This is a genomic window from Cupriavidus sp. PB-02 (assembly GCF_058252315.1).
The window spans coordinates 555,704-582,295 of record NZ_CM177694.1; the positions used below are offsets into that span (position 1 = coordinate 555,704).

The 26,592-nt window shown below is 68.6% G+C and carries 24 protein-coding genes; 9 read left to right on the top strand and 15 right to left on the bottom strand.

Annotated features, from left to right (window positions below; all coding sequences use genetic code 11):
* Positions 1 to 11: 11 nt before the first annotated feature.
* The 6 genes from AC10V3_RS02715 to AC10V3_RS02740 form a co-directional block, all read right to left on the bottom strand.
* Positions 12 to 602: a DUF2946 family protein gene (locus tag AC10V3_RS02715; RefSeq protein ID WP_490923078.1), complete on the bottom strand. Its 591-nt coding sequence runs from the start codon at positions 600 to 602 to the stop codon at positions 12 to 14.
* Positions 603 to 644: 42 nt separating this feature from the next.
* Positions 645 to 1,736, bottom strand: a complete 1,092-nt coding sequence (locus AC10V3_RS02720; protein WP_490923079.1) for a YheT family hydrolase — start codon at positions 1,734 to 1,736, stop codon at positions 645 to 647.
* Positions 1,737 to 1,779: 43 nt separating this feature from the next.
* The gene (locus AC10V3_RS02725; RefSeq protein WP_022533642.1) at positions 1,780 to 2,220 is read right to left on the bottom strand and encodes a YybH family protein; all 441 of its coding nucleotides are present in this window, start codon (positions 2,218 to 2,220) and stop codon (positions 1,780 to 1,782) included.
* A 20-nt stretch (positions 2,221 to 2,240) separates the two neighbouring features.
* Positions 2,241 to 3,275, bottom strand: coding sequence for a lipopolysaccharide heptosyltransferase II (gene waaF, locus AC10V3_RS02730; protein ID WP_022533643.1), 1,035 nt, complete (start codon positions 3,273 to 3,275; stop codon positions 2,241 to 2,243).
* Positions 3,276 to 3,390: 115 nt separating this feature from the next.
* A complete protein-coding gene (locus AC10V3_RS02735) occupies positions 3,391 to 3,585 on the bottom strand; it encodes a zinc-finger domain-containing protein (RefSeq protein ID WP_010812205.1) in 195 nt (64 codons plus the stop codon).
* Positions 3,586 to 3,682: 97 nt separating this feature from the next.
* Positions 3,683 to 4,603: a branched-chain amino acid transaminase gene (locus AC10V3_RS02740; protein WP_022533644.1), complete on the bottom strand. Its 921-nt coding sequence runs from the start codon at positions 4,601 to 4,603 to the stop codon at positions 3,683 to 3,685.
* 183 nt (positions 4,604 to 4,786) lie between these two features.
* Here AC10V3_RS02740 and AC10V3_RS02745 point away from each other — a divergent pair, with 183 nt between their 5' ends.
* Together AC10V3_RS02745 and AC10V3_RS02750 are read left to right on the top strand one after the other, a co-directional pair.
* Positions 4,787 to 7,783, top strand: coding sequence for a DEAD/DEAH box helicase (locus AC10V3_RS02745; RefSeq protein WP_022533645.1), 2,997 nt, complete (start codon positions 4,787 to 4,789; stop codon positions 7,781 to 7,783).
* A gap of 168 nt (positions 7,784 to 7,951) precedes the next feature.
* Complete coding sequence (locus AC10V3_RS02750) at positions 7,952 to 8,980, top strand: Bug family tripartite tricarboxylate transporter substrate binding protein (protein WP_022533646.1); 1,029 nt, start codon at positions 7,952 to 7,954, stop codon at positions 8,978 to 8,980.
* 152 nt (positions 8,981 to 9,132) lie between these two features.
* Here AC10V3_RS02750 and AC10V3_RS02755 read toward each other — a convergent pair whose 3' ends face one another.
* Entirely contained in the window at positions 9,133 to 10,272 is a 1,140-nt protein-coding gene (locus AC10V3_RS02755; RefSeq protein WP_022533647.1) for a helix-turn-helix transcriptional regulator, read from the bottom strand.
* A gap of 128 nt (positions 10,273 to 10,400) precedes the next feature.
* Positions 10,401 to 11,519 carry a helix-turn-helix transcriptional regulator gene (locus AC10V3_RS02760; RefSeq protein WP_490923083.1) on the bottom strand — a complete coding sequence of 373 codons (1,119 nt, stop codon included), beginning with the start codon at positions 11,517 to 11,519 and terminating at the stop codon, positions 10,401 to 10,403.
* A 368-nt stretch (positions 11,520 to 11,887) separates the two neighbouring features.
* Between AC10V3_RS02760 and AC10V3_RS02765 the strand changes: the two genes are divergently transcribed.
* From AC10V3_RS02765 to AC10V3_RS02795, 7 genes are all read left to right on the top strand, one after another.
* Entirely contained in the window at positions 11,888 to 13,084 is a 1,197-nt protein-coding gene (locus AC10V3_RS02765; RefSeq protein ID WP_022533649.1) for a phosphoglycerate kinase, read from the top strand.
* Between the two features lie 77 nt (positions 13,085 to 13,161).
* The gene (pyk, locus tag AC10V3_RS02770) at positions 13,162 to 14,598 is read left to right on the top strand and encodes a pyruvate kinase (RefSeq protein ID WP_022533650.1); all 1,437 of its coding nucleotides are present in this window, start codon (positions 13,162 to 13,164) and stop codon (positions 14,596 to 14,598) included.
* Between the two features lie 141 nt (positions 14,599 to 14,739).
* Positions 14,740 to 15,804 (top strand): class II fructose-bisphosphate aldolase, encoded by a 1,065-nt coding sequence (gene fba, locus AC10V3_RS02775; RefSeq protein ID WP_022533651.1) that lies wholly within the window; start codon positions 14,740 to 14,742, stop codon positions 15,802 to 15,804.
* Positions 15,805 to 15,907: 103 nt separating this feature from the next.
* Positions 15,908 to 16,816: a phosphoribosylaminoimidazolesuccinocarboxamide synthase gene (locus AC10V3_RS02780; RefSeq protein WP_022533652.1), complete on the top strand. Its 909-nt coding sequence runs from the start codon at positions 15,908 to 15,910 to the stop codon at positions 16,814 to 16,816.
* A 54-nt stretch (positions 16,817 to 16,870) separates the two neighbouring features.
* Positions 16,871 to 17,368 carry a 5-(carboxyamino)imidazole ribonucleotide mutase gene (purE, locus tag AC10V3_RS02785; protein WP_022533653.1) on the top strand — a complete coding sequence of 166 codons (498 nt, stop codon included), beginning with the start codon at positions 16,871 to 16,873 and terminating at the stop codon, positions 17,366 to 17,368.
* Positions 17,369 to 17,409: 41 nt separating this feature from the next.
* Positions 17,410 to 18,654 (top strand): 5-(carboxyamino)imidazole ribonucleotide synthase, encoded by a 1,245-nt coding sequence (locus AC10V3_RS02790; RefSeq protein WP_022533654.1) that lies wholly within the window; start codon positions 17,410 to 17,412, stop codon positions 18,652 to 18,654.
* Positions 18,655 to 18,675: 21 nt separating this feature from the next.
* Entirely contained in the window at positions 18,676 to 19,665 is a 990-nt protein-coding gene (locus AC10V3_RS02795; RefSeq protein ID WP_349605567.1) for an L-threonylcarbamoyladenylate synthase, read from the top strand.
* A 93-nt stretch (positions 19,666 to 19,758) separates the two neighbouring features.
* On the opposite strand, the gene AC10V3_RS02800 is transcribed toward AC10V3_RS02795, so the two are convergent.
* From AC10V3_RS02800 to AC10V3_RS02830, 7 genes are all read right to left on the bottom strand, one after another.
* Positions 19,759 to 20,085: an AzlD domain-containing protein gene (locus AC10V3_RS02800; RefSeq protein ID WP_022533656.1), complete on the bottom strand. Its 327-nt coding sequence runs from the start codon at positions 20,083 to 20,085 to the stop codon at positions 19,759 to 19,761.
* Positions 20,082 to 20,906 carry an AzlC family ABC transporter permease gene (locus tag AC10V3_RS02805; RefSeq protein ID WP_022533657.1) on the bottom strand — a complete coding sequence of 275 codons (825 nt, stop codon included), beginning with the start codon at positions 20,904 to 20,906 and terminating at the stop codon, positions 20,082 to 20,084. Before AC10V3_RS02805 ends, AC10V3_RS02800 begins: the two co-directional genes overlap by 4 nt.
* A gap of 189 nt (positions 20,907 to 21,095) precedes the next feature.
* Positions 21,096 to 22,712, bottom strand: coding sequence for a D-alanyl-D-alanine carboxypeptidase/D-alanyl-D-alanine endopeptidase (gene dacB, locus AC10V3_RS02810; RefSeq protein WP_490923084.1), 1,617 nt, complete (start codon positions 22,710 to 22,712; stop codon positions 21,096 to 21,098).
* Between the two features lie 53 nt (positions 22,713 to 22,765).
* Positions 22,766 to 23,350, bottom strand: a complete 585-nt coding sequence (locus tag AC10V3_RS02815; protein ID WP_349605570.1) for a MarR family winged helix-turn-helix transcriptional regulator — start codon at positions 23,348 to 23,350, stop codon at positions 22,766 to 22,768.
* Positions 23,347 to 24,498, bottom strand: coding sequence for an ABC transporter substrate-binding protein (locus tag AC10V3_RS02820; RefSeq protein ID WP_454751582.1), 1,152 nt, complete (start codon positions 24,496 to 24,498; stop codon positions 23,347 to 23,349). The genes AC10V3_RS02815 and AC10V3_RS02820 overlap by 4 nt, the downstream gene beginning before the upstream one ends.
* Positions 24,499 to 24,631: 133 nt before the next feature.
* The gene (locus AC10V3_RS02825; RefSeq protein WP_454751583.1) at positions 24,632 to 25,897 is read right to left on the bottom strand and encodes a flavin-dependent oxidoreductase; all 1,266 of its coding nucleotides are present in this window, start codon (positions 25,895 to 25,897) and stop codon (positions 24,632 to 24,634) included.
* Positions 25,898 to 26,054: 157 nt separating this feature from the next.
* The gene (locus AC10V3_RS02830) at positions 26,055 to 26,510 is read right to left on the bottom strand and encodes a PACE efflux transporter (RefSeq protein ID WP_022533662.1); all 456 of its coding nucleotides are present in this window, start codon (positions 26,508 to 26,510) and stop codon (positions 26,055 to 26,057) included.
* Positions 26,511 to 26,592: the final 82 nt, after the last annotated feature.

Here is a 26,592-nt window from a genome sequence, read left to right on the forward strand (position 1 = left end):
CAGCACTGCGTTCAGGCCGCCGGCGGCTCCGGCTGGCGTACGAAGCCGAAGCGCTTCGGCACCTCGTCCTCGGCGATCGGCTCGATCGGCAGGTCACGGCCGGCGTGATGGAACACGCCCAGTTCGGTGCCGCAGGCCTCGCCGTGCCACGTGCTGGCGCTGCTGAACAGTTCCAGGTCGTGGTCGTGCAGCAGCGCGGCCTGCAGCGCCGGCGCGGCATCTGCCGCCATGCCTTCCACGGTGCCGGCCAGCACCACGTTGCCATGTTCGTCGGCGTAGCAGGCTTGCAGCGCAAACGGCTGCTGCGTGGTCGTGCGCAGCGTGCCCTCGTGCAGCCGCACGATCCACGGCGCATAGGCCAGCGACACGAACACCCGCTGCGGCCCGTTCTGGAAGAACCAGGCGCCGCGCTCGTCGCACAGGTAGTTGCGTTCGATGAAGGCGACCAGCGCCTCGTGGCGGATCGGATCGCCCGAGAGCCCGTGCTCCTGGGCGTACTCGTTGCGCAGGCGCCACTGGCCGCGCCGGTCCAGCGCGAGCCAGCCGTAGGCGTTGGGCACGTTGGGCCAGCGCGCCATGGCTTGCCTGACGATCTCGTCCATGTTCTGTCTCCTCTGCGGGCGGGCGGCGGTACCGCGCCCGCCTCACATCATGCTGTCGAAAAAGCGCAGGATCCGCGCCGGCAGCCATTCGATATGGCCGCCGAACTGCCCGGCGGGCAGCAGCGGCAGGTGGCGTCGCCAGCTGGCGTCCGGGGTCATGAAGCCGACATGGCCACCGTGCTCGGGCTGCTCCAGCCACACCTGCGGGCTGACCTCGGCCGGGCCGGGCAGGTGCCGGGCCGGCATGAAGGGGTCATTGCGTGCGTTCAGCACCAGCGTGGGCACGGCGATCTCGCGCAGCACGGGTTTGCTGGCGGCGCGGCGCCAGTAGTCGTCGGTATCGACAAAGCCATGCAGCGGCGCGGTGACCACGTTGTCGAAGGCGTACAGGTCGCGGCTGGCCAGCATGGTGTCGCGGTCGAACAGGCCGGGGAACTGCTCCAGCTTGGCCAGCGACTTGCGCTTGAGCGTCTGCAGGAACATGCGCGTATAGACCATGTTGAAGCCCACCGACAGCGCCACCCCGCCTGCCGCCAGGTCCAGCGGCGCGGAAATGGCCGCCGCCGCATGCACATGGCTGGCGGCGCCACCTTCCTCGCCCAGGAAGCGCAGCAGCGCGTTGCCGCCCAGCGAGATGCCCACCACCAGCAGTTTGCGCCCTTCGGCGCAGTGATGCCGGCGCATGCGCTCCAGCACCCAGCGGATCTCGGCGGAATCGCCCGAATGGTAGAAGCGCGGCGCCACGTTGAGCTCGCCCGAGCAGCCGCGGAAGTGCGGGATCACGCCCTGCCAGCCGCGCACGGACAGCGCATGCATCAGCGCCTGCGCATAGTGGCTGCCCGAGTCGCCCTCGAGGCCGTGGAACATCACTACCAGGGGCGAATCGGGCTCGACGGCGTGGGTGGTCCAGTCCAGGTCGATGAAATCCTGGTCGGGTGTGTCCCAGCGCTCGCGGCGGAATGTCACACGCGGTGGCCGGCGGGTGAAGCGGGCGGGGATGATGGTCTGGGCGTGGCCGCCGCGCAGCCACCAGGGCATCGTCATGCCGTCGCCGTCGCCGTAGCCATGCGCCGGCGGGGCGGAAGGATCGGCCTGCACGACGGGCGGCAGGCGATGGTGCGGAAGCTGCGTCATGCCAGCTCGGTGTTGCAACAAGCCGCGGCGCGGCCGTGCGGGTTCAGTGCAGCGCCTGCCCCGGCGCGGCCGCCACCGCGGCGACCTGCACGGCGTTGGCCGGGCTGCAGTGGATATGCGCCAGGCGCCAGCCTTCGTGGTTCTGCATCAGCACATAGGTGGTGTGCACGAACAGGTCGGCCTCGACGCGGTCGCTGCCAAAGCGCAGCGCCTCGGTCACGTCGAAGATCGACACGGCCATCGAAGCATGGCTGCTGGTTTCGATGGCATCGACCAGCACCGGCTGCTCCTCGAGCAACTGCGAGAACGCCTGGCGCAGTTGTTCGTGGCCGATCAGGCGCTGGCCGTCGGGCAGCACGCAGGTGATCGAGTCCTCGTCCAGCCACAGGCGCAGCGCGCCGTCGGCATCGCGCAGCTTGAGCGCTTCGCGAAAGGCTTCGACGATGTCTTCGGCGGAATCGAACAGGCGGGCAAAACGAGGCATGGTGGCAGTGTCAGGGGTCTTCAGGGCTGCGGCCGGGGCCGGTGCAGCAGCGTGCGCAACTCGACGAACACCATTTCTGGTTCGATTTCTTTCAGGCAGCGCAGGTGCCCCAGCGGGCACTCGCGCTTGAAGCACGGACTGCACTCCAGCTGCAGCCACATGATACTCGCAGCCTGTGATAGCGGCGGCGTGTGGCGCGGATCGCTCGAGCCGAATACGGCCACCTGCGGCCGGTTCAGCGCCGCCGTGACGTGCATCAGGCCGGAGTCGTTGCAGACCGCGGCCTCGGACAGCGCCAGCAGGTCCACGGCGTCGTCCAGCGAAGTCTGGCCGCAGAGGTTGCGCACGAACGGCGCTTCCTTGACGATCTCGTTGGCGATCTCGGCGTCCTTGGCCGAGCCCAGCGTGATCATCTGCGCGTACGGGTAGGAGCGCCGCAGCATCTGCGCCAGCTTGGCAAAGTGGCCGGCCGGCCAGCGCTTGGCCGGGCCGAACTCGGCGCCCGGGCAGAACGCGATCACGCGTGCGTGCGGCGCGATGCCGAAGCGCTCGGCGGTGGCCGCCACGCGCGCCGGGTCGACGCGCAGGCGCGGCTCGGTCAGGTTTTCAGGCAGGCGCGCGCCGGGCTTGAGCGCCAGGCGGGCGTAATGCTCCACCATCGGCGGGCGCTTGTCGCGCGGCGGGTTGGCGTGGCGGATGTTGAGCATGCCGAAGCGCGCTTCGCCGCGATAGCCGATGCGCAGCGGGATGCCGGCCAGCCACGGGATCAGCGCCGACTTGAGCGAGTTCGGCAGCACATAGGCGAGATCGTAGCCTTCGTTCTTGAGCTGCTGGGCGAACATCAGCCGCGCAGACAGCTGCAGCTTGCCGTGCGCGAGGTCGGACGGGAACACGCGGCCGATCTCGGGCATGCGCGCGAGCACGGGCGCCACCCACTTGGGCGCGAGGGCGTCGATGACCAGGCGCGGATGGCGCGCCTTGAGCAGCGCGAACAGCGGCTGCGCCATCAGGGCGTCGCCGATCCAGTTGGGGGCGATGACGAGGGCTTTCTTCATGGGCGGGGCGCTTGGAGCCGGAACGCCGGCGCGGACGCCGGGAACGCTGACGCTCCGGGCCGCCTGTGGGCGGCGGCCCGGAGCGTCAGGGTCATGCGAAAACCGGCGGCTCGGGTCAGTGGTGGCCCTTCAGCACGGTGCCCGGCTTGAGCTTGTAGACGGTACCGCAGTAGGGGCACTTGGCCTCGCCGGTGTCCGCCACGTCGAGGAACACGCGCGGATGGTAGTTCCATGCCGGGGTGTTGGCGGTGGGGCAGTGCAGCGGAATGTCTTCAGCGCCGATTTCGATGATGGTGGCGGTTTGCGTCATGGTGTTGCGGGGAGTCAAGCTTATTGTTCGATGAAACAGCGGGTGTGCCGCGCCCGCAATCACGGGCGCATGGCGCAAAAGGGCTGGAAGCCGGTGCTCAGACCAGCGTCAGCCACTTCTTGTACTTTTCTTCGGTGCCGCCCACGGCGGCAAAGAACGCGTCCTGGATCTGCTTGGTCACCGGGCCGCGGCGGCCTTCGCCGATGATGCGGTCGTCCAGTTCGCGGATCGGCGTGACTTCGGCGGCGGTGCCGGTGAAGAAGGCTTCGTCGGCGCAGTACATCTCGTCGCGGGTGATGCGCTTTTCACGCACCTCGATGCCCAGGTCGCGCGCGATGGTCAGCGTGGCGTCGCGGGTGATGCCGTCCAGGCATGAGGCCAGGTCCGGGGTGTAGATCACGCCGTTGCGCACGATAAACACGTTCTCGCCCGAGCCTTCGCTGACGTAGCCCTCGGTGTCGAGCAGCAGCGCTTCGTCGTAGCCCAGGCCGGTGGCTTCCTGGTTGGCCAGGATCGAGTTGATGTAGTAGCCGCTCGCCTTGGCGCGCACCAGCGACACGTTGACGTGGTGGCGGGTGAAGGAGGAGACCTTCACGCGGATGCCGCGCTCCATGCCTTCCTCGCCCAGGTAGGCGCCCCACGGCCAGGCCGCGATCGCCACGTGGATGGTGTTGCCCTTGGCCGACACGCCCAGCTTTTCCGAGCCGATCCACACCAGCGGGCGGATGTAGCAGGATTCCAGGTTGTTGGCGCGCACCACTTCGCGCTGGGCGGCTTCCAGGGTGGCCTCGTCGAAGGGCATGACCATCTGGAAGATCTTGGCCGAGTTGAACAGGCGGCGAGTGTGCTCCTTCAGGCGGAAGATGGCGGTGCCTTCGGGGGTCTTGTAGGCGCGCACGCCTTCGAACACGCCCATGCCGTAGTGCAGCGTATGCGTCAGCACGTGGATCTTGGCGTCGCGCCATTCGATCAGCTTGCCGTCCATCCAAATCTTGCCGTCGCGATCCGCCATCGACATGTCTATTCTCCCAGCGCCGTCAAATTAGCAAAAACGACATTGTAAGCCGCGGGGGCATGGGTCACAACGCGATGCAGGCGTTGCGGCGGTCTAGAATCCTCTTTTCCGGGCGTTTGCCGCATTTCGGACGCCATTTCTTGCTGTTCCCGCCGTTGTTGCACGTTCCCACATCCCAGAACCGCCGTGCCTTTGACCACACATCCCGGCCATGACGACCTGCCCGAACCCGGCGAGGACGGCGCCAGCCCAGCGCCGGGCCGCGACTGGCAGCAGGCGCTGGCAGCACTGCGGGCCCTGGCCGGCGCCGAACCCACAGCAGGCGCCGAGTCCCGGCGCCTGCTGTGGGCCCTGACGCTGGACGCCGACGGCGCGCCGGGCACGATCGAGCCGCTCGAGCAGGTGCGCGGCGCGCGCGGCTGGGGTAAGCCGAAGCCGGTGCCGCTGGCCCGGGTCGCCGAGGACGACCGGCTCGAGCCGTGGGATGCCCGCGTGGCGCGCGCCATCCGCCGCGACCAGTCGCACAACCGGCGCTATGTGCTGGACCGTGCCGCCGCGGTGATGGCGTTGGTGGGCCACCCGGGCGTGGTGCTGGCGCATGCGCCGTCGCAGACGCTGGAGATGGTGGAGGACGCGCCCGCGCTGGAAGCCGTCCACAGCGCCGGCCGCTACGTGCTGCGCATCTTCCCGCCGGTGCGCGAGGCGCCGGCGATGGAGGCCTACCTGCCCGCCGCCGCGCGCCAGGAGGCCGAGGGGCTGCGCCAGGTCACGGTGGTGCGCGACGGCCCGCACCGGCTGCGGGTGATCCGCTACACCCCGGCGCAGTTCGATGCCGCGCGGCTGGTCGGTGACGGCCTGGCGATCCCCGCGGACGGCCAGGCCCAGCTTGACCAGACCCTGCGCGCGCTGGCCGGCCACTTCCAGGTCCATGCCGACCAGGCAGTCGGCACGCGGGCGGTGGAGGCCGAGACGCAGCTGCGCGCCGAAGTGGCGCCCGTGGCCCGCGGCATCTCGCTGCGGCTGGTGGTGACGCCGCTGGGCCCGCTCGGGCCACGCCTGGCCCCCGGTGCGGGGCGCGAGCGCCTGATGGCCGCGGTGCGCGGCGAGACCCTGGCCACGCAGCGCGACCTCGAGGCCGAGCTGGCGAGCGTGGCCGAGGTCTTCGCCGCGCTGCCGGTGCTGGTGACCCAGTCGCCGCCGGGCGGCGAGTACACCTGGACCCTGGACGATCCCGAAGACGCGCTGTCCGTGCTGGAAGCACTGCCCGGACTGCCCGCGGTGCAGTCCGTGGAATGGCCGCGCGGCAAGGAGATCCGCGTGCTGCCGGCCGACCTGCCGCAACTCGGCGTGCAGATCGAAAGCCGCGGCGCGTGGTACCGGCTGGCGGGCGAGCTGCGCGTGGCCGAGGGGCTGGTGCTGGAATTGGGCAAGCTGATCGACTGGACCGGCAGCCAGGCCGGGCGCTTCGTGCCGATGGGGCAGGGCGTCTACGTGGCGCTGACGCGCGCGCTGCGCGGCCGGCTGCGCGACCTCGCCGGCGTCGGCGAGCGCGTCCCTGACGGCATCCGCGTGCCGCAGATGGCCACGCCGTGGCTGGACGACGTGCTGGCCGGCGTTGGCATCGACCCCGATGCGCACTTCCGCCAGCGCATCGCCCGCCTGCGCGCGGCGCGCGAAACCGAGATCGCGGTGCCGCCGACGCTGGCGGCCGAACTGCGCCCCTACCAGGAGGCCGGTTATCGCTGGGCCATGACGCTGGCCGCCTCGGGCCTGGGCGCCTGCCTGGCCGACGACATGGGCCTGGGCAAGACGCTGCAGGCGCTGGCGGTGCTGGTGGCGCGCGCCGGCGGCGGCGCCGCGCTGGTGATCGCGCCGACCTCGGTGTGCGGCAACTGGGCCGCCGAGGCGCGCCGCTTCGCGCCCACGCTCAACGTCCATGTCTACGCGGAAGGCGAACGCGAAACCCTGCTGGCCCAGGCCGGTCCGCATGACCTCGTGATCGTCTCGTACACGCTGCTGCAGCAGGCGCGCAAGGACTTCTGCGCGCGCGACTGGAACACCGTGGTCGCCGACGAGGCGCAGGCGTTCAAGAACGCGGTCACGCGGCGCGCGCAGGCGATGTACGAGCTGCCGTCAGGCTTCCGCATGGCGCTGACCGGCACGCCGGTGGAGAACCGGCTGGCCGAGCTGTGGTCGGTGATGCGCTTCTGCAACCCGGGTTTGCTGGGCTCGCTGGCGCGCTTCAACGAACACTTCGCCAACCCGATCGAGCGCGGCGGCGTGCGCGAGGCGCGCCAGCGGTTGCGCCGCATGATCGCGCCCTTCGTGCTGCGCCGGACCAAGGCGCAGGTGCTGGACGAACTGCCGCCACGCACGGAGCTGGTGATCCGGGTCGAGCCCGAGCCGGTCGAGGCTGCCCACTACGAGGCGCTGCGCCGCCAGGCCCAGACCGAAGCCGAGGCCGCGCTGGCGCGCGTGGAAGCCGCGCGCAAGGCCACCCAAGGCGCGCCGGCGGGAGCACGGGCGCGCGCCCTGGCGCAGGCCCAGCACCAGGCGCAGGCACGCATCCACGTGCTGGCGCAGCTGATGCGGCTGCGCCGCGCGGCCTGCGATCCGCGCCTGGTCACGCCCGAGATCAGCGGCCAGCTATCGGAGGGCGCCAAGCTGCGCGCCTTTGTCGACCTGGCCGGCGAGCTCGCCGCCAGTGGCCACAAGACGCTGGTGTTCAGCCAGTTCGTCGATTTCCTGCAGCTGCTGCGCCAGGGGCTTGAGTGCGCCGGGCTGGCGCTGCAATACCTGGACGGGGCCACCCCCGCGGCCGAGCGCACGCGCCGCGTGGCCGCCTTCCAGGCGGGCGAGGGCGATGTCTTCCTGATCAGCCTGAAGGCCGGCGGCTTCGGCCTGAACCTGACCGCGGCCGACTATGTGATCATCGCCGACCCGTGGTGGAACCCCGCCGCCGAAGACCAGGCCATGGGCCGCGCGCACCGCATCGGCCAGCAGCGCCCGGTGACGGTGTACCGGCTGATCAATGCCGGCACCATCGAGGAGCGCATCGTCGACCTGCACCGCGACAAGCGCGCGCTGGCCGACGGCCTGCTGGAAGCCGACGACGACAGCGCGGCGGGCACGGGCGCGCCATTGCCGGAGATCGACGAACTGGTGGGGTTGCTGCGGCGCTGACCGGTGCGGTGCGGGACGCTGTGGTGCACCATATGCCCGCACGGCATACCCTCAAGCGAACTTGGTCGTTTGGTTTTGGCAGGAACCTTGCTATCTTGTGGCGCTGGCCCGGGGCTCAGATCCCGGCCGGCCCCTTGTTCAGTCCTGACTCTTTCCGACGGTGCCCCCATGCCTAATTCGTCCCGCCTGCTTCCGCGCTTGTCCTTCCGTTCCGCTTCCCGCCTGGGCGCCGGCCTGGCCGCGCTGTGCGCCGCCGCCGCCGTGACCGGTCCGGCGCGCGCCCAGGGCCCGGGCGAATGGCCGACGCAGCCGGTGACGATCCTGATGGGCTTTACCGCCGGCTCGGGCGTCGACATCGTCGGCCGCACGCTGCAGGAATCGCTGCAGAAGTCGCTCAAGACCACCATCATCTACGACTACCGGCCCGGTGCCGGCGGCAACGTCGCCTCCGAAGTGGTGGCGCACGCCAGGCCGGATGGCTACACGCTGCTGCTCGGCACCGCCGCCACTCACGGCATCAACCCGGCGCTGTACAAGAACCTGCCGTTTGATGCCGAAGCCGATTTCACCCCGGTCGCGCCGCTGGTCGAGGTTTCCAACGTGCTGACCGTCAACCCGGCCGTGATCGACGTGAAATCGGTCAAGGAATTCATCGAGAAGGTCAAGGCCAACCCCGGCAAGTACAACTTCGCGTCCACCGGCAACGGCACCGGCACGCACCTGGCGTTTGCCGAGTTCAACGCGCGCGCCGGACTCGACATGGTCCACGTGCCGTACAAGGGCGGCCCCGATGCGCTGCAGGCGGTGGTGAAGGGCGAGGTCTGCTGCATCTTCAACCAGGTGCAGAGCGTGCTGCCGCAGTACCGCGCCGGCAAGGTGCGCCTGCTGGGCGTGACCACCAAACAGCGCGTGCAGGTGATCCCCGACGTGCCGACCATCGCCGAGAGCGGCGTGCCGGGCTTCAACAGCACCATCTGGTTCGGCTTCTTCGGCCCCAAGGGCCTGGACCCGAAGATCGCGCGCAAGATCAATGACGCGGTCAAGGTGGCGCTGGAAACGCCGGCGATTCGGCAGAAGCTGGTTGACGCCGGCAACACGCCGCGGGTTGAGACGGTGGATCAGTTCAAGGCTACGGTGAAGGCGGATCGGCAGAAGTGGGCGGGGGTGGTTAAGACGGTGGGGGCGTCGGTTGATTGAAGGGGGGCCGTCGAACATCTACCAGACGCAAACCGCAGAGGTGGCCGTCGCGCAGCTACGAGATGCCGGCCGCAGCGGAGGGCCGTCGAGCACCTACCCGATGCCTGCCACAGGCACAGCTTCAGCACGAAGACACCCCAACCCAATCCCCCTTACCCCCTAACCCCCAACCGCGTCAACAAATGCGCCAACTGCGCCTGCGTCCCCGTCGCAGTCTTGGTAAAAATCGCCTTCAACTGCGTGCGCCCAGTCTCCCGCCGGATGCCGATCAACTCACACGCCTCGGGCAGCCCGATGCCAGATGACAACTGCATCGCCAGCCGCGTTTCCGCCGGCGTCAGCCCGTAGAGATCGCGCAGCACGGCCGGCAGCGTCACCGGCGCGATGCCGGGTTCGTGGATCGCCACCAGCACGGTCGGGCGCTGCCAGTCGATGGCCAGGTGATGGGCCGGCGGCAGTGGCAGCAGGATGATCTGCGCCTGGCGGCCGGCGCCGTCGACCGCGCGCAGCGCCTGCGCCGGCTGCGGGTTGGCCGGGTCGGACACGGCGCGCAGCGCCTCGGCGAACGGGCGCGACAGGCGCCATTCTTCCTGGCGCAGGCCCGTGGCAGACATCGCCGCGGCGCTGGTTTCGACCGACACCGCGGGCAGCAGCCGCCGCACCCAGGCTTCGCCGATGCTGTTGGTCAGCAAGGCCTTGCCGTCGTCCTGGAACACGATCACGCCAAAGGGCAACCGCTCCATCAGCTGGGACGAGGCATGCGCCAGCGCCGACACCTGGTGGGTGCGGTCGCGCAGCGCGATGGCGTGGCGCACGTGCGGGATCACCCAGTCGAGCGCGCGCGCATCCTCGGGCGAATAGTGGTCGCGGCCCTGCGGGCGCTGCAGCGACAGGAACACCTCGTAGTGCGGCTTGCGCTCAACCAGGCAGGCCATCAGCGATGACAGCCCGAACTGGCGGAAGAACTCGCCATAGAAGGGCGAATGCCGCATCGCATACGCGCCCAGCTCGCGCGAATCGATATACCAGCTGCCCACCGACATGCGCGGCGCGAACGGCAGCGCCGGGTCGATGGCTTCGTAGTACTCGTGATAGGCGGCCACTTCTTCCGGCACCTGGTTGATTACCTGGTTGACCAGCACGCGCTCGTGGACGGTGTCCAGCACCACCAGCGCGGCATGCACGCTGTCGCTGGCCTGGCACAGTGCGCCGAGGCTGCGCTGCCAGGCCTCGGCATCAAAGATTCCCTCGTACAGCGCGCGAATGGTCTCGTGCATCTGTGTGTCGCTCATGGGTTCCCTTCTTCTTTTTTTGTATTTTTGGTACTTTTCGTGCCTGCTAACGCGCCGGGGGCCGGCCGCCGGATCGGCGCCGGCTGGCACGCCAGGCGTGCTCCAGATGGTGAGCTGGGGACGGCCCGTCAGGCAGGCGGCGCGCCCCCCTCCAGCGCCGCACCCAGGCGCGCCAGCAGGTGGGTCAGCTGGGCCTGGCTGTTGGTGCCGGTCTTGTGGAACACGGCCTTGAGCTGCGTGCGCGCCGTTTCATGGCGGATGTTCAGCTGCTGGCTCACTTCGGGCAGGCCCTGGCCGGTGGCCAGTTGCGTGGCCAGCCGGGTTTCCGCCCGCGTCAGGCCGTAGAGGTCGCGCAGCACGGGCGCCAGCAACAGCGGCGCGCTGTCCGCCTCATGCACCACCACCAGCGCCGCTGGCTCCTGCCACTGCTCGGCAAAGGCATGTGAGGGTGGCAGCGGCAGCACGATCACCTGCGCGGTGGTGCCGTTGCCGTCGCTGGCGCGCGCGGCCTGCGCGGCTACCGGGTGCTGCGGATCACAGGCGGCCTGCAGCATCTCGGCGAAGGGGCGCGACAGGGTCCATTCGGAGACCTTGCCGGCCGGGTCCAGCCGCCGCACCCAGCGCTCGCCGGCGCGGTTGCTCAGCAGCACCTGGCGCTGTGGCGAGAACACCAGCAGCGCAAAATTCAGGCGCTCCACCAGCTGCGTCGACAGGCGCGCCAGCACCGTCAGCCCCAGCGTGCGGTCGCGCATCGCCATGGCGCTGCGCATATGCGGGATGATCCAGTCCAGGCCGCCGGTATCGCCAGCCGAGAACAGCGGCTGCGTGCGCGCGCGCTGCATCGAGAAATAGACCTCATAGTGCGGCTGGCGCGCGACCAGGCAGGCCACGTAGGAGTGCAGGTCGAAGCGATGGAAGAAATCGCGGTAGAACGGGTGGCGCGCCATTGCGCCTTCGCCCAGTTCGCGCGCGTCGATATACCAGTCGCCCGGCCGCATGCGCGGTGCGAAATGCTTGGCCGGATCGATGGCCTGGTAGTCCGACTGGTATTCCGAAAACAGCTCCACCACCGGATTGACGATTTCGTTGACCGTGACCTGGTCGCGCACGGTGTCCCAGACCATCATCGAGGCGTGGGCCGTGCCGACCAGTTCCGTCAGGGTGCGCAGGCTCTGCTGCCAGGCACCGGGATCGAGAATGCCCTCGTACAAGCCACGGATCGCTCCGTGCATGTCGGCTTCTTTCATCTGACTACCCCCTGCATTCGCGACAAAAATGCGCGGTCCCGGCGGTGCGCCCCCGCGCACGCCCGGATGATTATTGTTATTTCCGCTTTCTTTGTTCTTATGGCCGCTATCGGGGCGGCTCTGCATTGGCTACGTGTCTGATCTAGCAGACGTTGCATACATTACCGCACTCGGGGGAACACGGGGGTATCCCCAGGACCCTTCTTCGGTGGGGGTGGGATGCCCCGCGGTGCGGAAGGTCGTTACGGTTGTGCCGATGGCGGCACACGGGAAGGCGATTCAGCCCGGAATCGGCAAAGCGTTGACCGCGATCAGGTAAAATGCCCGTTTCCCCGATTTTTCAGCGAAATCTCGCGCCAACCACCGCCATGACCTCTGTCCTGCGTCTTTCCGATCTGATTTCCCAAGGCAAAATCTCCGGCAAGCGGGTGTTTATCCGCGCCGACCTGAACGTGCCACAGGACGACGCCGGCAATATCACCGAGGACACCCGCATCCGCGCCTCGGTGCCCGCCATCCAGGCGTGCCTGGACGCCGGCGCGGCGGTGATGGTCACGTCCCACCTGGGCCGCCCGACCGAAGGCGAGCTCAAGCCCGAGGATTCGCTGGCACCGATCGCCACGCGCCTGTCCGAGCTGCTGGGCAAGCCGGTCAAGCTGGTGCAGGACTGGGTCGACGGCGTCGAAGTGGCGCCGGGCCAGGTGGTGCTGCTGGAGAACTGCCGCGTGAACAAGGGCGAGAAGAAGAACAGCGACGAGCTGGCGCAGAAGATGGCCAAGCTGTGCGACGTCTACGTCAACGACGCTTTCGGCACCGCCCACCGCGCTGAAGCCACCACCCACGGCATCGCCAAATACGCCCCGAGCGCCTGCGCCGGCCCGCTGCTGGCCGCCGAGATCGACGCGCTGGGCAAGGCCCTGGGCCAGCCGGCGCGTCCGCTGGTGGCGATCGTGGCCGGTTCCAAGGTCTCGACCAAGCTGACCATCCTGAAGTCGCTGGCCGACAAGGTCGACAACCTGATCGTCGGCGGCGGCATCGCCAATACCTTCATGCTGGCTGCCGGCCTGAAGATCGGCAAGTCACTGGCCGAAGCCGACCTGATCGGCGACGCCAAGGCCATCATCGACATCATGGCCAGGCGCGGCGCCTCGGTGCCGATCCCGGTCGACGTGGTGTGCGCCAAGGAATTCAGCGCCACCGCCGCGGCCACCGTCAAGGACGTCAAGGACGTGGCCGACGACGACATGATCCTCGACATCGGCCCCAAGACCGCCGTGCAACTGGCCGAGCAGCTCAAGGCCGCCGGCACCATCGTCTGGAACGGCCCGGTAGGCGTGTTCGAGTTTGACCAGTTCGGCAACGGCACCAAGGTGCTGGCCGAGGCCATCGCCGATTCCAAGGCGTTCTCAATCGCCGGCGGCGGCGACACGCTGGCCGCCATCGCCAAGTACGGCATTGCCGACCGCGTGGGCTATATCTCGACCGGCGGCGGTGCGTTCCTGGAATTCCTGGAAGGCAAGAAGCTGCCCGCGTTCGAAGTGCTGGAGCAGCGCGCCGCAGGCTGACGCATCCGCCGGCCCCGGCGGCATGCCACATCCCCGCGCCTCCCGGGACATCGAGCTCTGAACAAGGAATTCCGCGCATGACTCGTTCTACCAAGATCGTTGCCACCATCGGCCCCGCCTCCAGCTCGCTGGAGGTGCTCACGCGCATGATCGCGGCGGGGGTCGACGTGGTGCGGCTGAATTTCTCGCACGGCACCGCCCAGGACCATATCGACCGGGCCAGCATGGTGCGCGAGGCCGCGCAGGCGTGCGGGCGCGAAGTTGCCATCATGGCCGACCTGCAAGGCCCCAAGATCCGCGTCGGCAAGTTCGAGCACGGCAAGATCACGCTGAAGCCGGGCGATCCCTTCATCCTCGATTCCAATTGCCAGCTCGGCAACGAGGAGCGCGCCGGCCTGGACTACCAGGACCTGCCGCGCGACGTCGGCCCGGGTGACCTGCTGCTGCTCAATGACGGCCTGATCGTGCTGGTGGTGGACCGCGTGTTCGGCACCGAGATCTTCACCACCGTGCGCGTGGGCGGCGAGCTGTCCAACAACAAGGGCATCAACCGCCAGGGCGGCGGGCTGTCGGCGCCGGCGCTGACAGCCAAGGACATGGACGACATCAAGACCGCCATGGCCCTGGGCGCGGACTACGTTGCCGTCAGCTTCCCCAAGAACGCCACCGACATGGAAATGGCGCGCCAGCTCGTCGCCGTGGCCGGCCAGCCGCACGGCCACAAGGCCCGCATGATCGCCAAGATCGAGCGCGCCGAGGCCATCCATCCGGGCGTGCTGGAAGAGATCCTGCAGGCCTCCGACGGCATCATGGTGGCGCGCGGCGACCTGGCCGTGGAAGTGGGCAATGCCGCCGTGCCGGCGCTGCAGAAGCGCATGATCAAGCTGGCGCGCGAGGCCAACAAGCTGACCATCACCGCCACGCAGATGATGGAAAGCATGATCGTCAACCCGGTGCCGACGCGTGCCGAGGTCTCGGACGTGGCCAACGCCGTGCTGGACGGCACCGACGCCGTGATGCTGTCGGCCGAGACCGCCGCCGGGCGCTACCCGGTGGAGACCGTCGAAGCCATGGCCGCGGTCTGCGTCGAAGCCGAGAAGTCCGAGGTGGTGCAGCTCGACACCGATTTCCTGAACCAGACCTTTTCGCGCATCGACCAGTCGGTGGCGATGGGTGCGCTGTTCACGGCCTATCATTTGCAGGTGAAGGCGATTGCCGCGCTGACCGATTCCGGCGCCACCGCATTGTGGATGAGCCGGCACCGCATCCATGTGCCGATCTATGCGATGACGCCCAACCTGGCCTCGCAGCGCAAGATGCAGCTGTACCGCAACGTGGTGCCGCTGCCGTTGCAGTCCAGCGCCGACCGAGACACCGCGCTGGAGCAGGCGGAAGAACTGCTGCTGGCGCAAGGCGTGGTGCAGCGCGGCGATTTCATCGTGCTGACCATCGGCGAGCCGATGGGCCAGCCGGGCGGTACCAATACCCTGAAGATCGTCAGGGTAGGTAGCTGATGGTGATGGTGAAGCCGTGTGTGCCATGCCCGACTGAATGCCCGCGCGAGATGCGCGAACATGGCGCCGCCGGCAGGCTTGGGCAATAAGCGCCGACAGAAGAATACGCAGAGACACCCCATTTTTATTTAGGAGTTAGACATGCCACTCGTATCGATGCGCCAGCTGCTGGACCACGCTGCCGAGAACAGCTACGGCCTGCCGGCCTTCAACGTCAACAACCTCGAGCAAGTGCAGGCCATCATGCAGGCCGCCGACGAGGTCAACGCTCCGGTGATCATGCAAGCCTCGGCCGGCGCGCGCAAATACGCCGGCGAGCACTTCCTGCGCCACCTGATCGAGGCCGCGGTCGAGGCTTATCCTCATATCCCGGTGGTGATGCACCAGGACCACGGCCAGTCGCCGGCGATCTGCCAGGGCGCGATCGACCTGGGCTTCTCGTCGGTGATGATGGACGGTTCGCTGCGTGAAGACGGCAAGACCCCGGCCGAGTACGAGTACAACATCGACGTGACCCGCAAGGTGGTGCAGCTGGCCCACGCCGTCGGCGTGACCGTCGAAGGCGAACTGGGCTGCCTGGGCTCGCTCGAAACCGGCGAAGCCGGCGAAGAAGACGGCATCGGCGCCGTAGGCGTGCTGGACCACTCCATGCTGCTGACCGATCCCGAGCAGGCCGCCGACTTCGTCAAGGCCACCCAGCTCGACGCCCTGGCGATCGCCATCGGCACCTCGCACGGCGCCTACAAGTTCACCCGCAAGCCGACCGGCGACATCCTGGCGATCAGCCGCATCAAGGAAATCCACGCCCGCATCCCCAACACCCACCTGGTGATGCACGGCTCGTCGTCCGTTCCGCAAGAGCTGCTGGAAGAGATCCGCAAGTTCGGCGGCGACATGAAGGAAACCTACGGCGTGCCGGTCGAGGAAATCCAGGAAGCGATCAAGTACGGCGTGCGCAAGATCAACATCGACACCGACATCCGCCTGGCCATGACCGGCGCGATCCGCCGCTTCTTCGCCGAGAACCCGAGCAAGTTCGACCCGCGCGAATACCTGAAGCCGGCCCGCGAGGCCGCCAAGCAGGTGTGCAAGGCCCGCTACATCGCCTTCGGCTGCGAAGGCCAGGCCAGCAAGATCAAGCCGATCGGCCTGACCGACGTCGCACAGCAGTACAAGTCGGGCAAGCTGGCGCAGGTCGTGCAGTAATGTCCCTTGTCCGCCTTCCACGCAAGCGGAAGGCGGATTGCAGTTCCGGCCGCCGCGGCACGCTTCCAGCGCCCGGCGGCTTCGCCGTTTTATCGGAACCATCATGTCCAACGCTCTCTACCAGTCCTCCATCAATTCGCTGCCGCTGCTGGGCCACGGCAAGGTGCGCGACAACTACGCCGTCGGCGACGACAAGCTGCTGATCGTCACTACCGACCGGCTGTCGGCCTTCGACGTCATCCTGGGCGAACCGATTCCGGCCAAGGGCCGCGTGCTGAACCAGATGGCGAACTTCTGGTTCAAGAAGCTGGCGCACATCGTGCCGAACCACGAGACCGGCATCGCCCCGGAAACCGTGGTCGCGCCCGAGGAAGTGGAGCAGGTCAAGGGCCGCGCCGTGGTGGTCAAGCGCCTGAAGCCGATCCTGGTGGAAGCGGTGGTGCGAGGCTACCTCGCCGGCAGCGGCTGGAAGGACTACCAGGCCACCGGCAAGGTGTGCGGCATCCAGCTGCCGCCGGGCCTGCAGAACGCGCAGAAGCTGCCCGAGCCGATCTTCACCCCGGCCGCCAAGGCCGAGATGGGCGAGCACGACGAGAACATCTCGTTCGCCGAGGTCGAGGCCCGCATCGGCATCGCGCTGGCGCGCAAGATGCGCGAGATCTCGATCCGCCTGTACAAGGAAGCGGCCGAGTTCGCCGCCACGCGTGGCATCATCATCGCCGACACCAAGTTCGAGTTCGGCCTGGACGACAATGGCGTGCTGACCCTGATGGACGAGGTCCTGACCGCCGATTCGTCGCGCTTCTGGCCGGCCGATTCGTACCAGGTCGGCACCAACCCGCCGTCGTTCGACAAGCAGTTCGTGCGCGACTGGCTCGAGGCCGTGCGCATCGACGGCAAGCCGTGGCCGAAGACCGCGCCGGCGCCGAAGCTGCCGGACGACGTGGTCGAGAAGACCGCGGCCAAGTACCGTGAGGCGCTGACGCGGCTGACGGGCGAAGAACTGCAGTAAGCCATGGCCGTCGTTCCCGCGCGTGCGGGAGCGACCATCGAAGGAACAGATAAAGTGAGCAAGCAAGACAAGCCGCTGGTCGGCGTGGTGATGGGCAGCAGTTCCGACTGGGACGTGATGCAGCACGCGGTGGCCATGCTGAAGGATTTCGGCGTGCCGTTCGAGGCCCAGGTGGTGTCCGCGCACCGCATGGCCGACGACATGTTCCGCTATGCCGAGAGCGCGCGCAGCCGCGGCATCCGCGCCATCATCGCCGGTGCCGGCGGTGCCGCGCACCTGCCGGGCATGATCGCCGCCAAGACCATCGTGCCGGTGTTCGGCGTGCCGGTACCGTCCAAGTACCTGCGCGGCGAGGATTCGCTGCTGTCGATCGTGCAGATGCCCAAGGGCGTGCCGGTCGCCACCTTCGCCATTGGCGAGGCCGGTGCCGCAAACGCCGCGCTGCACGCGATCGCCACGCTGGCCACCACCGATGAAGCGCTGGCCGCCGCGCTGGAAGCCTTCCGCGCGAAGCAGACCGAAGCCGCGCGCGCGATGACGCTGCCGCTGTAATTCTTCGCGCAGTCCTTCTCCGCCCCATACGGAACCGAGCAATGCCCACCGATATCCATCCCTACCTCTCCGAAGCCCACACGCCGGAATCGCGCGCCGAGTTCGGCGTCGACCGTCCCGACGCGCCCATCCTGCCCGGCGCGTGGCTGGGCATGCTGGGCGGCGGCCAGCTTGGCCGCATGTTCACGCATGCGGCGCAGGCCATGGGCTATCGCGTGTGCGTGCTCGATCCGGACCAGGATAGCCCGGCGGGCGTGGTGGCGGACAAGCATATCTGCGCCCAGTACACCGACGAGGCCGCGCTGGCCGAGATGGGCAAGCTGTGCGAGGCGGTGAGCACCGAGTTCGAGAACGTGCCGTCGCTGTCGCTGGACCGCCTCGAGCAGCTCGGCGCCTTCGTCGCGCCGCGCGGCTATTGCGTGTCGATCGCGCAGAACCGCATCGGCGAGAAGAAGTTCTTCGCCGCCTGCGCCGAACGCACCGGCGTGCCCACGGCCCCGCACTGGGTGATCCAGCACGACGCCGACGTCGACCAGCTGCCCGACCACGTGCTGCCCGGCATCCTCAAGACCGCGCGCATGGGCTATGACGGCAAGGGCCAGGCGCGCGTGAAGACGCGCGACGACGTGCGCGCCGCCTGGAAGGCGATGCAGCACGTGCCATGCGTGCTGGAGCAGATGCTGCCGCTGGCCTATGAAGTGTCGGTGCTGGCCGCGCGTGCCGCGGACGGTTCCACCGCCACCTGGCCGCTCGCCGAGAACGTGCACCGCGACGGCATCCTGTTCTCGACGGAAATGCCGTCGACCAGCGTTTCGCCGGAAATCGCGGACCGCGCGCGCGCCGCCGCCGCGGCCATCGCCACCGAGATGGGCTACGTGGGCGTGCTGTGCATCGAGTTCTTCGTGCTGACCGACGGCTCGCTGGTCGCCAACGAGATGGCGCCGCGCCCGCACAACTCCGGCCACATCACCATGGACGCGTGCGAGACCAGCCAGTTCGAGCAGCAGGTGCGCGCGATGGCGCGTCTGCCGCTGGGCAACACGCGCCAGCACTCGGCCGGCAAGATGCTGAACCTGCTGGGCGATGTGTGGTTCGAGTTCGGCCTGGAACGCACCCCCGCCTGGGACGAGGTGGTGGCACAGCCCGGCGCCAAGCTGCACCTCTACGGCAAGAGCGACGCACGCCCGTCGCGCAAGATGGGCCATATCAACTGCGTGGGCGAGCATGCCGACGCGGCCGACGCTGCCTTTGCCGCTGCGGCGCAGGCGCTGCATATCCCCCTCTGAAGCCAGACTCCAAGGAACACGATGTCGCCGCGCATACCCACGGCCGCCGAACTGGACGAAGCCGTCCGCCTGCTTGAGGCCGGGGAACTGGTCGCCTTTCCCACCGAGACCGTCTACGGCCTCGGCGCCGACGCGGAGAACCCCGAGGCGGTCGCCCGCATCTTCGCGCTCAAGGGCCGGCCCTCGAACCACCCGATGATCGTGCACGTGGTCGACGGCGCCGACATCGGCTACTGGACCGACGAGGTCCCCGAGGCCGCGCAGAAGCTGATCGACGCCTTCTGGCCCGGTCCGCTGACGCTGATCCTCAAGCGTGCCGCCCATATCCACGCGGCGGTGGCAGGGGGCCAGGACAGCATCGGCCTGCGCTGCCCGTCTCACCCGGTGGCGCAGACCCTGCTGTCGCGCTTCAAGCGCGGCCGTGGCGGCATCGCGGCGCCTTCGGCGAACAAGTTCGGGCAGGTCAGCCCGACCACGGCGCAGCATGTGCGCGACGAGTTCGGCGATGCGGTGTATGTGCTGGAAGGCGACGGCGTCGAAGTCGGGATCGAATCGACCATCGTCGACCTGTCGCGGCTGGACCAGGGGATTGGGCCAGTATTGCTGCGCCCTGGTGCGATTACTGCCGCGATGATGGCGGAAGTGTTGGGGGAGGCGCCGTTGCCGCCCGACGCCGCGGCGCCGCGTGCCTCCGGCACGCTCAAGGCCCACTACGCTCCGCATACGCCGTTGTTGCTGGCCGATGCGCAGTCAGCTTCCGCGCATCTCGCAGCACTGCCGGAGGACGCCCGTGTGGCGTGGGTCGGGCGCGCGCCCTTGGCGGACCAGCGCTGTACCTGGGTGCAGGCGCCTGCGGATGCTGCGGCCTTTGCGCGGGAGTTGTATCGGCTGCTGCGCAAGCTGGATAAGCAGGGCTACACGCAGCTGATGTTCGAGCCGCTGCCGGAAGGGCCGGACTGGGCCGGCGTGCGCGACCGGTTGGAACGGGCGGCTGCGGCGTTCGCAGGGTAGGGCCCCGGCACAGGCGTCACGCAAGCGAAAACGGCTTCGCGCTCCATCGGAGGCGAAGCCGTTTTATTTTTTTCCCCTGCAGGCTCGGCGGTATCAGCCGCCAAACAGCCGCAACCCTGTATAAACCGCCATCCCCACCGCAATCATCCCCACCATCTTCCTGGTCAGCAGGTAGAACAGCGTAGCCGCTACCCCCGCCATCAGCTTGTCGTTCGACAACGCCACCGTGAAGTGCCCCTGCCACGTCATCAGGTCCGGCAGGATGATCGCCGCCAGCGCCGCCGCCGGCGCATAACGCAACGCGCGCTGGAGCCGGTCCGGCACGGTGACATGCTCGCCGGCCATCAGGAACAGCGCCCGCGTCACCACGGTCACAACGCCCATGCCAACGATGGCAATCCAGATCTCGCCATGGCTCATGCGCGGTCTCCCGGTGTTGTCTGCGTCGAGGCTGCCCGCGCGATTGCCCTGGTCTTGCGCCGGCGGCGGATCCCCCGCAATGCCGCGCGCGCTGCAAGGTCATCACTGGCCATGCCGGCAGCAATCGCCCCCACCACCGCCACCACCAGCCCGAGCCGGTATGGCAAGTCGAAGCACAGCAGCGCCAGCACCGCCGAAATCACCACCGCCATCAGCGTCGAGCGCGAACTGATGGTGGCGATCATCACCGGGATCAGCGCCAGCGTCCCCGCCACGCCCAGCCCCCAGCTGTCGGGGAAGAGACTGGCCAGCACGATGCCGATGACCGACGACACCTGCCACATCGCGAAGTTGGTCAGCGCCATGCCCCAGAAGTAGCCTTCCTTGCCGGGCTCATAGCCCGGCGTGCTGTACTTCTGCATGAAGTAGACGAAATGCAGGTCGCCGTTGAAGAAGCCCAGCACCGTGCGCCGCGGCAGCGTCAGGTAGCTGAAGTGGGGCTGCATCGCCGCGCTGAAGATCACGAAGCGCAGGTTGACCATGGTCGCGGTCAGAAAGACCGTCCACAGCGGCAGCCCGGCCGCGAACAGCGGCAGCACCGCCAGCTGCGCCGAGCCGGCGTAGACCAGCAGCGACATGCCGATGGCTTCGGGCACGGTCATCACGGATTTGCTCATCGCCACGCCGGTGACCAGGCCCCAGGAAAACACCGCGGGCAGGGACGGGGCAAAGTAGCGTGCGCCGGCGATAAAGCCGGCGCGTTCGGCGGGTGCGAAGCGATGCCAGAGGCGCAACCACACCGAGGGTTGTCGGGAAGTCATGTCTGAGGAAGAGGGGGCAATGCGGGCCCGGGGCCGAGGGCCCGCCCGGAAGGCTGCCGCCGCAGGACGCGGTCGGCACCTTGCCATTATAGGGGTGGATCGCAGCCTGGTAAGTGGCCGCTTAACAAAATGCCGCCCGGCGTTGGCGGCAGGCCACGGCCATCCGCCGCGGCCTGTCGTCGCGCGGCGTCAGGGTGCGCCGCGGTACACCCACTGCATCAGCGCGTCGTGCGCCTCCTGCGCCTGCGACGCGTTGGGGTGGTTGATCATGCTCACCACCACATAGCGGCCGCCCTCGGCCGAATCGACATAGCCGGCCAGGGCGCGCACGTCGGCCAGCGTGCCGGTCTTCAGGTAGCCGCTGCCGGCCGCGTCGGCGCGCGTCAGCCGGTTGCGCAGCGTGCCGTCGACGCCCAGGACCGGCAGCGAATCGATCAGCACCGGGCCCACGTTGCTGGCCGCGGCCTGCTGCAGCAGGCGCGCCATGTCATAGGCGCTGATGCGTTCCTCGCGCGACAGGCCCGAGCCGTTGTCTAGCACCAGGCCGGGCATTTCGAGGCCCTGGCGCGCCAGCCAGCGCCGCACCACGCGTACGGAGCGCTCGGTACTGGCCGGCCCGCCGCGGTCGATCTCGGCGCCGATGGTCAGGAACAGCTGGCGCGCCATCACGTTGTTCGAGAACTTGTTGATGTCGCGCACGATGTCGGCCAGCGGCAGCCCGTAGTGGCGCGCCAGCAGCGCCGCGCCGCGCGGCACCTGGCCGCTGCGCAGCGCGGGCACGTGGGTAAAGCGCCCGCCGGCGCGCTGCCATTCGGCGACGAAGCCGCCCCAGGTAAATTCCGCATGGGAGAGCGTGGCGATATTCAGCACCTGCTCGCCGCAGCCGCTGGAATAATCGCCGGCAAAGGACGCCAGCACGGTGCCGTCCGGCTGCGCCGCCACGGTCGGGCCGGCGCTCGATTGCCAGTCGCCGCAGCGGCCGTTGGTCAGCGTCAGCCGGTTGTCGAGCTTCAGTTGCGCCAGCGCGGGCGTGACGCTGACCGCCACGGTCTGGGTGGCCGGGTCCGGCGTCAGCGTGAACGACAGCGTCTTGAAGGCATAGAGCAGCGCATCCGGGCCGACGTTGTAGGCGCGCTGCACCTCGCCGTCGATGGTGCCGTTGCCGTCCAGGCCATCGGCAAAGTAGCTGCGGTCCAGCACCAGGTCGCCGTTGATGGTGGTGGCGCCGCCGGCGCGCGCGCTGGCCACCAGCTTGGCCATTTCCTCCGGCACCAGCTTGGGATCGCCGCGCCCGCGCAGGTAGACGTTGCCGTTGACGGTGCCGTCGCCGGTGGGCTGGGTGTCGGCGTAGAGCGAGGTCTGCCAGCGGTAATCCGGGCCTAGCAGCTGCAACCCGGCGAAGGTGGTGACCAGTTTCATGGTCGAGGCCGGGTTCATCGGCTGCTGGGCATTCCAGCTGGCGCGCGCGGCGGGCGCGCCCATCCGGATCACGTAGAAGCTGGCGGCCGAGGCCGGCACACCGGCGCGACGCAGCGCGGCGGCCACCTGCGCCGGCACGCCGGCTTGCACCAGCGCCGGGTCGGCGGCGCGGGCGGCTTTTCCTGTCTTGGTCGCCCGCTCTGCCTTGGCGGCTTTGGCGGCCTTGGTGGCACTAAGCGCCTTGGCCGGCGGCTTGGCCAGCGCCGGCGAGAGGGCGGGGCCCGCCGCCAGCAGCAGGGCAGCAGCAAGGAGGGGCGACAGGCGGCGCAGCAGCGCGCCAGGTCGCAATGCGGTTGGCGTGGCGGTTGTTCTTGGCATGGCGGCCATGTTAACGCATGCAAACCGCCAGCCGGATGACAGCAGGCTTGCCCGCTACGCCGTCAGCCGGCACGCGGCGGTGCCAGCCGTGCCAGCAGCGACTTCAGCGTAGCCTGTTCCGCCTCGGTCAGCGCCGAGCCGACATGCGCATCGTGCTCGACCACCGCCTGCGTGGCGGCTTCCAGCGTGCGGCGCCCGGCCGGGGTCAGCACCAGGCTGTAGGCGCGGCGGTCGCCCGGCGCCGGGCGGCGCGCCACCAGCTTCATCTCCTCCAGCGCATCGACCAGCAGCACCGCGCCCGAGCGCGCAATGCCGAGGATGCGAGCCAGCTCGGTCAGCTTCAGGTGCGGGTTGCGCGAGATGATCACCAGCGCCGAGAACCGCGGCGGCGTGATCTGCCACTGCCCCAGCGACACCACGAAGTCTTCGTAGATGCGGATCTGCGCGCGGCGGATGGCGTAGCCGACCAGGCTGTCGAGCACGCCATAGTCCACGTTCGGCACATGGGGATCGAAGCCGGTGTCGGCCCCCGTGCCCGCGGGATTGGGGGCGAGCGGGTCCTGCGCCTTGCGCCGCGTGCCGGCGGCGCCTGCGCCACTGTTGTTGCCTGCGGTGGCGGGTGGGTCGCCGGATGCGTCGGGATTCATTTGAGGAGCTTCCAGTTGCCGTTATCGATGGTCAGCATAACGCGGCCGCGCTGGTCAAAGCCATAGTGGTCTTGCGCGCTGAAGTTCAGCACGCCGTGCGAGACCACGATGTCCTTCTCGGTCTCCAGCGCGTGGCGCAGCGCCTGGCGGAACGCCGGCGTGCCCGGCTTGGCGTGCCTGAGCGCCACCGGCACGATCCGCTCTAGCACCAGTCCGGCATCGTAGGCGTGGGCGCCGAACTGGGTGCGGGTGTCGGCGCCGTACTGCTTCTCGTAGCGGGTGACGTAGTCCAGCCCCGGCTTGCGCACGGGGTCGCCCGCGGGCAGCTGCTCCGGCACGATCACCGGTCCGGCCGGCAGGATCGCACCGTTGACCATGCGCCCGCCGATGCGGATCAGGTCCTTGGTGGCCGCTCCGTGCGTGTGGTAGATGGTCCCGCCGTAGCCGCGCTCGCGCAGCGTGGTGTGCGGCAGCGCCGCGCCGGTGCCCGCGCCGGCGATCAGGATGGCGTCCGGCTTGACGGCGATCAGCTTGATCGCCTGCGCGGTCACGCTGGTATCGGCGCGGCCGTAGCGCTCGGTCGCGACCAGGCGGATGCCGTTGGCCGTGGCCGCGGCGGTGAAGTCCTTCAGCCAGGTCTCGCCATAGGCGTCGGCAAAGCCGATAAAGCCGATGGTCTTGATGCCGTTGTTCTTGGCGGTGGCGGCCACGGCATTGGCCATCAGCCGCACCGGCTGCGCCAGGCGGAAGGTCCAGGCGCCGCGGCCGGGCTTGAGTTCGATCGGCGAGAACGCGAGCTGCACGGTCTGGCTTTCGTCCGCGACCTCGGCGATGGCGATCGACGGTGCGACGGCCGACGAGCCGAGGATGATGTCGACCTTGTCCTCGGCGACGAAGCGGCGTGCGACCTTGGCGCCTTGCGTGGGGTCGGAGGCGTCGTCCAGCACGATGTAGCGCACCGCTTCGCCGCCGATGCGCTGGGGCAGGTAGGGCAGGGAGTTCTTTTGCGGGATGCCCAGCGATGCCGACGGGCCGGTGGTGGACAGGCTGATACCGACGGTGATGTCGGCCAGGGCGGTGCCGGTGCAAAAGGCGAGGGCGGCGGCGAGCGCCAGGCGGGTGAGCTTGGTAGGGGGCAGGGGCACCATGGTGTCTCCTCTGTCTGAATGGTCTTGTGTGTTTCTCAACCGCTTGTTTGCTCCCCTCTCCCGCTTGCGGTAAGGGCGGGGGAGAGGGAGAACACCTTGCTTAGGCTAGCTCGGGTGGCTTTGGAGCACCGGCCTATGTGTTGCCCTGCATCGACTGCCGGTCGAACCCCGCCAACTGCTTGTAGCGCAGCGAAATCGCCTCCAGCTCCGCACGCGGAATCACCTGCCCGATATCGGCAAAGCCCTGCGGCGCGCGTTCCTCGGCGAGCTGCATCACCTGCTCAGGCCCGTTCATCCGGTTGCGCAGCACGATACCCGCGGTGCGCGGCAGCCGCTCGGCCTCGTACTCGCGCAACGCGTAGCCGGTGTCGGGCGTGCCAAGCAGGCTGTCGACCAGGTAGCGCGCATCCAGGATCGCCTGCGCGCTGCCGTTCGAGCCGATCGGGTACATCGGGTGCGCGGCATCGCCCAGCAGCGTGACGCGGTCGAAGGTCCAGCGCGGCAGCGGGTCCTTGTCGACCATCGGGAATTCATAGATCGCTTCGGCGCCGTCGATCAGCGCGGGGATGTCGATCCAGTCCCATTGCCAGCCGGCGAAGGCGGCGCGGAACACGGATTTGTCGACCTGCTTGTTCCAGTCGCTGCGCGGCGGCGGGTTGGGCACACTGCCGGGCACGCTGTCGGGCACGCGCAGCTCGGCGATCCAGTTGACCAGCGAGCGGCCCTGGCGGCGCAGTGGTTCCGAGATCGGATAGGCAACGAACTTCTGGTCCTGGTGCCCGGCCATGAACATCGAGCGGCCGTCCAGGTAGGGCGGCGCCTCGGTGACCGCGCGCCACAGCATGCGGCGCGAGAAGCGGGGCGCGTCGCCGGTGGGATAGAAATGCCGACGCACCGCGGAGTGGATGCCGTCGGCGCCGACCAGCACGTCGGCGCTGGCCTCGATCTCGGCGTCGTTGTCGCGGCGGCGCAGCCCGAAGCGCACCGGCCCGCCCGCGCCGGTATCCAGCACGGTTTCGAACGCATGCCCGGTATGCACGGCGCCGTCACCGAGCCGTTCGACCACGGTGCGATGCAGCAGCATCTGGAACTCGCCGCGATGGATCGAGAACTGCGGCCAGTCGTAGCCGGCCGCGAGCCCGCGCGGCTCATGCCAGATGCGCTGGCCGAGCTTGTTGTAGTAGGACAGGGACGAGGTTTCGATGGCGAGTTCCGCCAGCGCATCGCGCAGCCCCAGCTCGGACAGGATGCGCACGGCGTGCGGCAGCAGGTTGATGCCCACGCCCAGCGGGCGCAGCGATTCGCTGGCTTCCCACACTTCGGCCTCGATGCCGTGGCGATGGCACAGCAGCGCCAGCGTCAGTCCGCCGATGCCGCCTCCGGCGATTGCGATCTTCATGGTGTCTCCTCGCTTGCAGGCGATGCCGGTGCGCGAGCGCAACGGCATCGAGTCCAGTCGAATCGAATTTTGTTATGGAGTATAACAATTCGACCGCGCGCAGCAAGGCGGGGAAAGCCCCGGAAGTGACCTGTCCGGGGTCAGGAAAAACCCGCGCTCAGCTCAGCGCCGCGCCGTCGGGCTTGGCCGTCGCGCGCTTCAGCGACGGCACCGGGAAGACGATGTCGTAGACCCAGTTGTACACCAGCGCATAGACCATATAGAAGCCGGCCACGGCGATATCCATGATCAGCGCGTCGAGCAGGCTGATATCGAGGTACCACGCCAACGACGGCAGGAACACTACCAGCAGGCCCAGTTCGAACAGGATCGCGTGCAGCACGCGCACCAGCACCGACTTGCGCAGCTGGCCGGTGATGCGCAGCATCGCCTTGTCGAACAGCAGGTTGTACAGGTAGTTCCAGCCGGTGGCGATCAGCGAGGCGACCGCGCCGATCAGTCCCATCTGGTGCAGATCGTAGCCGAACGCCCAGCTCGCCAGCGGAGCGAAGAGCAGCAGGCCGATCGCCTCAAAGCCGATGGCGTGGCGGATACGGTCCCGGGTGTTGCGCATTGGGTTCCTCCTTGCGGGGCAGAAGTACAGACCGGGCCAAGTCTATCTGCTGGGCAGGGATTGCCAAGTTGGATACTATCGG

Bases quoted from the DNA above. Each gene is read 5' to 3' on its own strand.
- AC10V3_RS02715 (WP_490923078.1), bottom strand. From the start codon at position 602: ATGGACGAGATCGTCAGGCAAGCCATGGCGCGCTGGCCCAACGTGCCC.
- AC10V3_RS02720 (WP_490923079.1), bottom strand. From the start codon at position 1,736: ATGACGCAGCTTCCGCACCATCGCCTGCCGCCCGTCGTGCAGGCCGAT.
- AC10V3_RS02725 (WP_022533642.1), bottom strand. From the start codon at position 2,220: ATGCCTCGTTTTGCCCGCCTGTTCGATTCCGCCGAAGACATCGTCGAA.
- waaF (WP_022533643.1), bottom strand. From the start codon at position 3,275: ATGAAGAAAGCCCTCGTCATCGCCCCCAACTGGATCGGCGACGCCCTG.
- AC10V3_RS02735 (WP_010812205.1), bottom strand. From the start codon at position 3,585: ATGACGCAAACCGCCACCATCATCGAAATCGGCGCTGAAGACATTCCG.
- AC10V3_RS02740 (WP_022533644.1), bottom strand. From the start codon at position 4,603: ATGTCGATGGCGGATCGCGACGGCAAGATTTGGATGGACGGCAAGCTG.
- AC10V3_RS02750 (WP_022533646.1), top strand. From the start codon at position 7,952: ATGCCTAATTCGTCCCGCCTGCTTCCGCGCTTGTCCTTCCGTTCCGCT.
- AC10V3_RS02755 (WP_022533647.1), bottom strand. From the start codon at position 10,272: ATGAGCGACACACAGATGCACGAGACCATTCGCGCGCTGTACGAGGGA.
- AC10V3_RS02760 (WP_490923083.1), bottom strand. From the start codon at position 11,519: ATGAAAGAAGCCGACATGCACGGAGCGATCCGTGGCTTGTACGAGGGC.
- AC10V3_RS02765 (WP_022533649.1), top strand. From the start codon at position 11,888: ATGACCTCTGTCCTGCGTCTTTCCGATCTGATTTCCCAAGGCAAAATC.
- pyk (WP_022533650.1), top strand. From the start codon at position 13,162: ATGACTCGTTCTACCAAGATCGTTGCCACCATCGGCCCCGCCTCCAGC.
- fba (WP_022533651.1), top strand. From the start codon at position 14,740: ATGCCACTCGTATCGATGCGCCAGCTGCTGGACCACGCTGCCGAGAAC.
- AC10V3_RS02780 (WP_022533652.1), top strand. From the start codon at position 15,908: ATGTCCAACGCTCTCTACCAGTCCTCCATCAATTCGCTGCCGCTGCTG.
- AC10V3_RS02790 (WP_022533654.1), top strand. From the start codon at position 17,410: ATGCCCACCGATATCCATCCCTACCTCTCCGAAGCCCACACGCCGGAA.
- AC10V3_RS02795 (WP_349605567.1), top strand. From the start codon at position 18,676: ATGTCGCCGCGCATACCCACGGCCGCCGAACTGGACGAAGCCGTCCGC.
- AC10V3_RS02800 (WP_022533656.1), bottom strand. From the start codon at position 20,085: ATGAGCCATGGCGAGATCTGGATTGCCATCGTTGGCATGGGCGTTGTG.
- AC10V3_RS02805 (WP_022533657.1), bottom strand. From the start codon at position 20,906: ATGACTTCCCGACAACCCTCGGTGTGGTTGCGCCTCTGGCATCGCTTC.
- dacB (WP_490923084.1), bottom strand. From the start codon at position 22,712: ATGGCCGCCATGCCAAGAACAACCGCCACGCCAACCGCATTGCGACCT.
- AC10V3_RS02815 (WP_349605570.1), bottom strand. From the start codon at position 23,350: ATGAATCCCGACGCATCCGGCGACCCACCCGCCACCGCAGGCAACAAC.
- AC10V3_RS02820 (WP_454751582.1), bottom strand. From the start codon at position 24,498: ATGGTGCCCCTGCCCCCTACCAAGCTCACCCGCCTGGCGCTCGCCGCC.
- AC10V3_RS02825 (WP_454751583.1), bottom strand. From the start codon at position 25,897: ATGAAGATCGCAATCGCCGGAGGCGGCATCGGCGGACTGACGCTGGCG.
- AC10V3_RS02830 (WP_022533662.1), bottom strand. From the start codon at position 26,510: ATGCGCAACACCCGGGACCGTATCCGCCACGCCATCGGCTTTGAGGCG.